This window comes from Siminovitchia jepli, assembly GCF_047228825.1.
GTDB lineage: Bacteria > Bacillota > Bacilli > Bacillales > Bacillaceae_C > Siminovitchia.
Genome location: NZ_JBFEGN010000149.1, coordinates 1 through 4,499 on the forward strand (window position 1 = coordinate 1; position 4,499 = coordinate 4,499).

At 32.4% G+C, this 4,499-nt stretch carries 6 protein-coding genes and 1 pseudogene; all 7 read left to right on the forward strand.

Going from position 1 to position 4,499, the window contains the following annotated elements:
- Positions 1-437: 437 nt before the first annotated feature.
- Entirely contained in the window at positions 438-644 is a 207-nt protein-coding gene (locus AB1L08_RS21620) for a helix-turn-helix transcriptional regulator (RefSeq protein WP_041844664.1), read from the forward strand.
- A gap of 2 nt (positions 645-646) precedes the next feature.
- On the forward strand, positions 647-1,081 hold the full coding sequence (locus tag AB1L08_RS21625; RefSeq protein ID WP_033826664.1) for a hypothetical protein: 435 nt from the start codon (positions 647-649) through the stop codon (positions 1,079-1,081).
- 92 nt (positions 1,082-1,173) lie between these two features.
- Positions 1,174-1,464: a hypothetical protein gene (locus tag AB1L08_RS21630; protein WP_413066663.1), complete on the forward strand. Its 291-nt coding sequence runs from the start codon at positions 1,174-1,176 to the stop codon at positions 1,462-1,464.
- Positions 1,465-1,577: 113 nt separating this feature from the next.
- Positions 1,578-2,078 carry a hypothetical protein gene (locus tag AB1L08_RS21635; protein ID WP_413066664.1) on the forward strand — a complete coding sequence of 167 codons (501 nt, stop codon included), beginning with the start codon at positions 1,578-1,580 and terminating at the stop codon, positions 2,076-2,078.
- Between the two features lie 52 nt (positions 2,079-2,130).
- Positions 2,131-2,685 carry a flavodoxin family protein gene (locus tag AB1L08_RS21640; RefSeq protein ID WP_413066665.1) on the forward strand — a complete coding sequence of 185 codons (555 nt, stop codon included), beginning with the start codon at positions 2,131-2,133 and terminating at the stop codon, positions 2,683-2,685.
- 14 nt (positions 2,686-2,699) lie between these two features.
- Positions 2,700-3,500 (forward strand): GNAT family N-acetyltransferase, encoded by an 801-nt coding sequence (locus AB1L08_RS21645; RefSeq protein ID WP_413066666.1) that lies wholly within the window; start codon positions 2,700-2,702, stop codon positions 3,498-3,500.
- Positions 3,501-4,098: 598 nt separating this feature from the next.
- Positions 4,099-4,413, forward strand: a pseudogene (locus tag AB1L08_RS21650) (ATP-binding cassette domain-containing protein); the annotation flags it as partial.
- Positions 4,414-4,499: the final 86 nt, after the last annotated feature.

A 4,499-nucleotide genomic window follows, 5' to 3' on the forward strand; every position in this document is an offset into this window, starting at 1 on the left:
TTTTTTCTAATTCATCAAGTGGAGGAAATTGGAAAAAACACCAGGATAACATCTTATTTACAGGGTTTTAACAACCTTTATCACGGATTCAGGAATTATACAAAAAAGATGTGTGCTCATAATATTCTTTTCTATTTTATGTTTTTTTGAAATATACCCATTCCCTTACATACACCAAGACTGATTTGATTAATATTAATCAGCCCCAATTTAGCTCCAAAATTAGCCCCAAATACGTTCATTTTCATGCTTTATCTTGCAATTCCAAGAAAAACAAAGAAGCCCCGAATCCTTAATATGTTAAGTTTTCTAAGGCTAAGTTTTGCAAAAATTTCCTGACTTTTGAAAATGTTTATCGGGGAATGCAAATAATCATTTACATTTTGTAATGCTTATATTACAATGATAATGATCCATTTTAGAAGGAAGGGAACTTAATGCTTGAGAATAGGGTTCGAGAGTTACGTGCACGGTTTAGATGGACACAACAAGACTTAGCTGATGCAATTGGCGTTACAAGGCAAACAATAGGATTAATTGAAAAAGGGGATTATTCCCCATCTGTAACGATGGCATTAAAAATTGCAAATGCTTTTAATGTTTCTGTTGAAGAAGTTTTTTATTTAAAGGAAAGGAATGATTAAACATGTTGAAACATATCTTACGTACACCATTAATACCGATGGGTTTATTTATACTGCTCATTACATTTTTGACACTTTCACTAACGAATACACTGGTTGTCTTAGCTAGATTATCTTTTGGGATATTAGTACTTTGTACATTTTTGTGGTTAACTTTTATAAAGCTTTACAACCGTAAGAATCCCGATAATCAAATTAAACCGTTTGGATTAATTCCACCTGAATTCCGCGAGATGGATGAGGGTCAACAGTGGGTTACCTATAAAGCTTGCCGGAATGTTTATATTTACTATAGTTTTGCACTGCCAATTATAGCGGGAGCTTGTTTTCTTTTTTCTGGTCATGTTCTTATTCCATTAATTGGTATAGGTGTAGTAGGTGTAGGACAATATATTGTTTATTGGCTAACTACTATTCGAGTATTAAATCGTATTTAACAGATTAAGGATTAAAGGAATATAATTACAAGAATTTGTGGAAGTATGAGTATATTTATGTATTAAATTTTGATCTTTGGGAGATTTAAAAATTGGTTAAAGTTATAAAGTTGAAAGATTGTACAATAACAGATGCTGTTAATGCTTGGAATGCAGGATTTGAAGGGTATTCAATTGATGTCAAGATGACCGCTGATAGGTTTTTGGAAAGGATGGTAAAGGAGGATTTATCCGTTAGTCTATCTATCATTGCCTTTGACGACAAACAACCGATAGGAATTGTTTTAAATGGAATAAGAGAAATAAACGGTAAAAAAGTTGTTTGGAATGGAGGAACTGGTGTTGCCAAGGCATACCGATCTAAAGGTATAGGAAAAAATTAGTGGATGTAAGTATCTCTATTTTAAAACAAAACGGTGCAGATATTGCAACACTTGAGGTGTTAAAAGATAACGAGAAAGCAATTTCCTAATATAAGGATATGGGATATAAAGAAGTGGGGATATTAGAGTATTTAAATCTTAATAAAGCTTTATGTCAAAATCCAATCCCTCATTTAAAAAGAAAAGTTACTGTTAAACAAGTGTTGCTACAGCAAATAGGCAAACAATTTTTTTATAAAGCAATGAACCCTTGGCAAACGCAATGGCAGAGTGCTAAACAGGGCGAAGGAATCATCGTTGAAGGCGAAGATGGAGAGATGCTTGGATATGCTTATTATCAAAGGATCTTCAATTCCAAAGGGAATCATATAAGTACTATTTTGTTCCAATGTGAAGCAAGACCAAATTTAAAAAATGCAGAGGAAGTAATTTATTTTATGCTCGGTCATATTTTTGGAGATTTTAAAAACGTTCTTAATCGAATAGTTCCCAACTTACCGGTCCGAGAAAGTGAACTAACTTATAAGGTGTTAAAACAGATTGGATTTCAAACAGCAGTTCAGCAATTAAGTATGAGGAAAGAATTAAAGTTACCTACGTTATCGGGTAAGTAATTTTCATTGTAAATCTAAAGTTTTGTTGTTTTGATAAAGGAGTGAATGAAGTATGTCTATTGCCATTATTTACGGAGGAACTCGACAAAATGGTAATACTGAAATACTTACTGAGAAAGCGGTTCAAGGGATTACTGCAGAAAAAATCTATTTAAAGGACTTTAAAATTCAATCCATTGAAGATTTAAGACATGAAGAAGGGGGGTTTCATACGATTCATGATGAACACAATTTTATTATAGAACGTATGATGCCCCATGACATTCTTGTATTTGCAACACCGATTTATTGGTATAGCATGTCCGGCATCATGAAAAACTTTATTGATCGCTGGTCTCAGACATTAAGGGATAAAAAATATCCTGACTTTAAACATTCCATGGCAAATAAGAAAGCCTATGTAATTGCGGTAGGAGGAGATTATCCAAACATAAAAGGTCTACCGTTGATACAGCAGTTTCATTATATTTTTGATTTTGTTGGTATTTCTTTTGAGGGTTATATAATTGGAAGAGGAAACAAACCTGGTGATGTATATAATGATAAAGAAGCACTTTTAGCCGCTAATGAACTGCAAAAGAAGCTTATATTGGAAATAAATAAATAAGGGAGAATTATAAAATGATTGAATTACAATATAGTTCCTTTTCTAGCGTAGAAGGGCTTTTTAAACAAAAAAAGCAATTCATTCCAGCATTTGCAGTCATTCATGGTAGTTATCCAGGGAGAGTTTTTGTAGATCATGAAAACAGTCCCAAAGTTGCTATTGTTTGGGCCATTGGAAGGTGGATGTATTTAGAAGGTAACATAGCAACTAATCAAGAAAAATCTGAGTTAAAACGATTTTTTCGAGAAATTGTAATGCCAGATTGCAAGAAGAGGAGCAGAAATTGGTTTGAAATATATACGAATGATTCTAAACAGTTAGAAGAGTATTTCTTGAAGGAAATTGATTTTTTAAAGGTTGATAAGCATTACGAATCCGTGTATACGCTAAACGTTGAAAAGTTTTTACAAGTTGCTAAAAGGAGCAAAAGAAATGAAGTGAAAGTTGAATTTAGAAATTTTGACATAATTCCAGAATCATTGGAGGAAACTTCATATGTAAAGAACTCAACATTATCTAAAAAGACCGTTGGGGTAGTTATTAAAAGGGGGAATACGATTCTATCAATCGCCAAAAATAACGGTTTTACTTTTGGTAAGGAATATTTTATCGACATCGATACATTTAAAGAAGAGAAAAGAAAGAAGGGATATGCTACTCTCGCTGCGATAAAGATAATTTCTTATTTTTTAGAAAAAAATATGTTTCCCCTGTGGGAAACTACAGAAAGCAATATTCCTTCACAAAAGCTTGCTTTAAAACTCGGATTTGAACCTATGGAACGTTATCCAGTATTTGAATTTAGGTTAAAGTAGCCACAATATATTGGGTTTAAAGGTCTTTACTTATTCCGTTGAAGGTCAAATAACAAACTTCAAATTAAACAAATTTTAATAACTGTAAATCAGCATATGGGGCGATGTTTGATATGGATAATATTTTATTAGCCGATGTCGCAAGAAAGTATGGAATTGCTGAATCTAACTTTAATTACTCAGGGTATTTTTAGGCAATGTTTACGGATGCACGTAATAGTAAAACTTTAAAATTTTATGCTAGTTCTCATATAGACATACAATTCCCGAATAATTTATGATTTAAAATATATCACTCCTTTAGGAAAGCAACTGTAATATAACAAATTGTATTAAACTTGAATGAAAGGTTACTAATCATACTGGTTAGGGACCTTTTTTTAGTTTGTGTTCAAAAACAGGGCAATTTTATATCGCGAAATGCAAATAATACTTTACATTTTGCAATAAATTATTTACAATAATAATAACTGTTTTTGTAAGGAAGGGAATCTTGAGGTGAGGATAAATAATGTCGCAATGGGCACATATTTTTTGCGAATTATTATCAAAGTCATTTTGTAAAATATGAAAATTTATTAACTTAGGGGAGGATAAAATGAGTTCATATGTCATTGAGACGAATAATTTAACAAAGAAATATAAAAATCAAACGGTAGTTGATAAGTTGAATATGAAGGTTCAACAAGGGGAAATTTATGGTTTTCTCGGTCCTAATGGTGCAGGAAAAACGACAACGATTCGGATGTTGCTTGGACTTATCCGCCCTACTAGCGGAGATATAAAAATTTTCAGCCAAAATCTTACACAAAATCGAATATCCATTTTAAGCAAAATAGGATCACTTGTAGAAACACCAACATTTTATGGACACCTTACGGGTTATGAAAACTTAGAAGCTGTACGCAGATTAATTCAGGTAAATAACTCAACTTTCGCAGAGTGAAATTGGCAAATAAGCCTTGATATAGTTGGGAAGGCCAGAGATCCACTGCTCAA

What these genes read in the sequence shown, in the direction of transcription:
- AB1L08_RS21640 (WP_413066665.1), top strand. Translation starts at nt 2,131, where the DNA reads ATGTCTATTGCCATTATTTACGGAGGAACTCGACAAAATGGTAATACT.
- AB1L08_RS21620 (WP_041844664.1), top strand. Translation starts at nt 438, where the DNA reads ATGCTTGAGAATAGGGTTCGAGAGTTACGTGCACGGTTTAGATGGACA.
- AB1L08_RS21645 (WP_413066666.1), top strand. Translation starts at nt 2,700, where the DNA reads ATGATTGAATTACAATATAGTTCCTTTTCTAGCGTAGAAGGGCTTTTT.
- AB1L08_RS21625 (WP_033826664.1), top strand. Translation starts at nt 647, where the DNA reads ATGTTGAAACATATCTTACGTACACCATTAATACCGATGGGTTTATTT.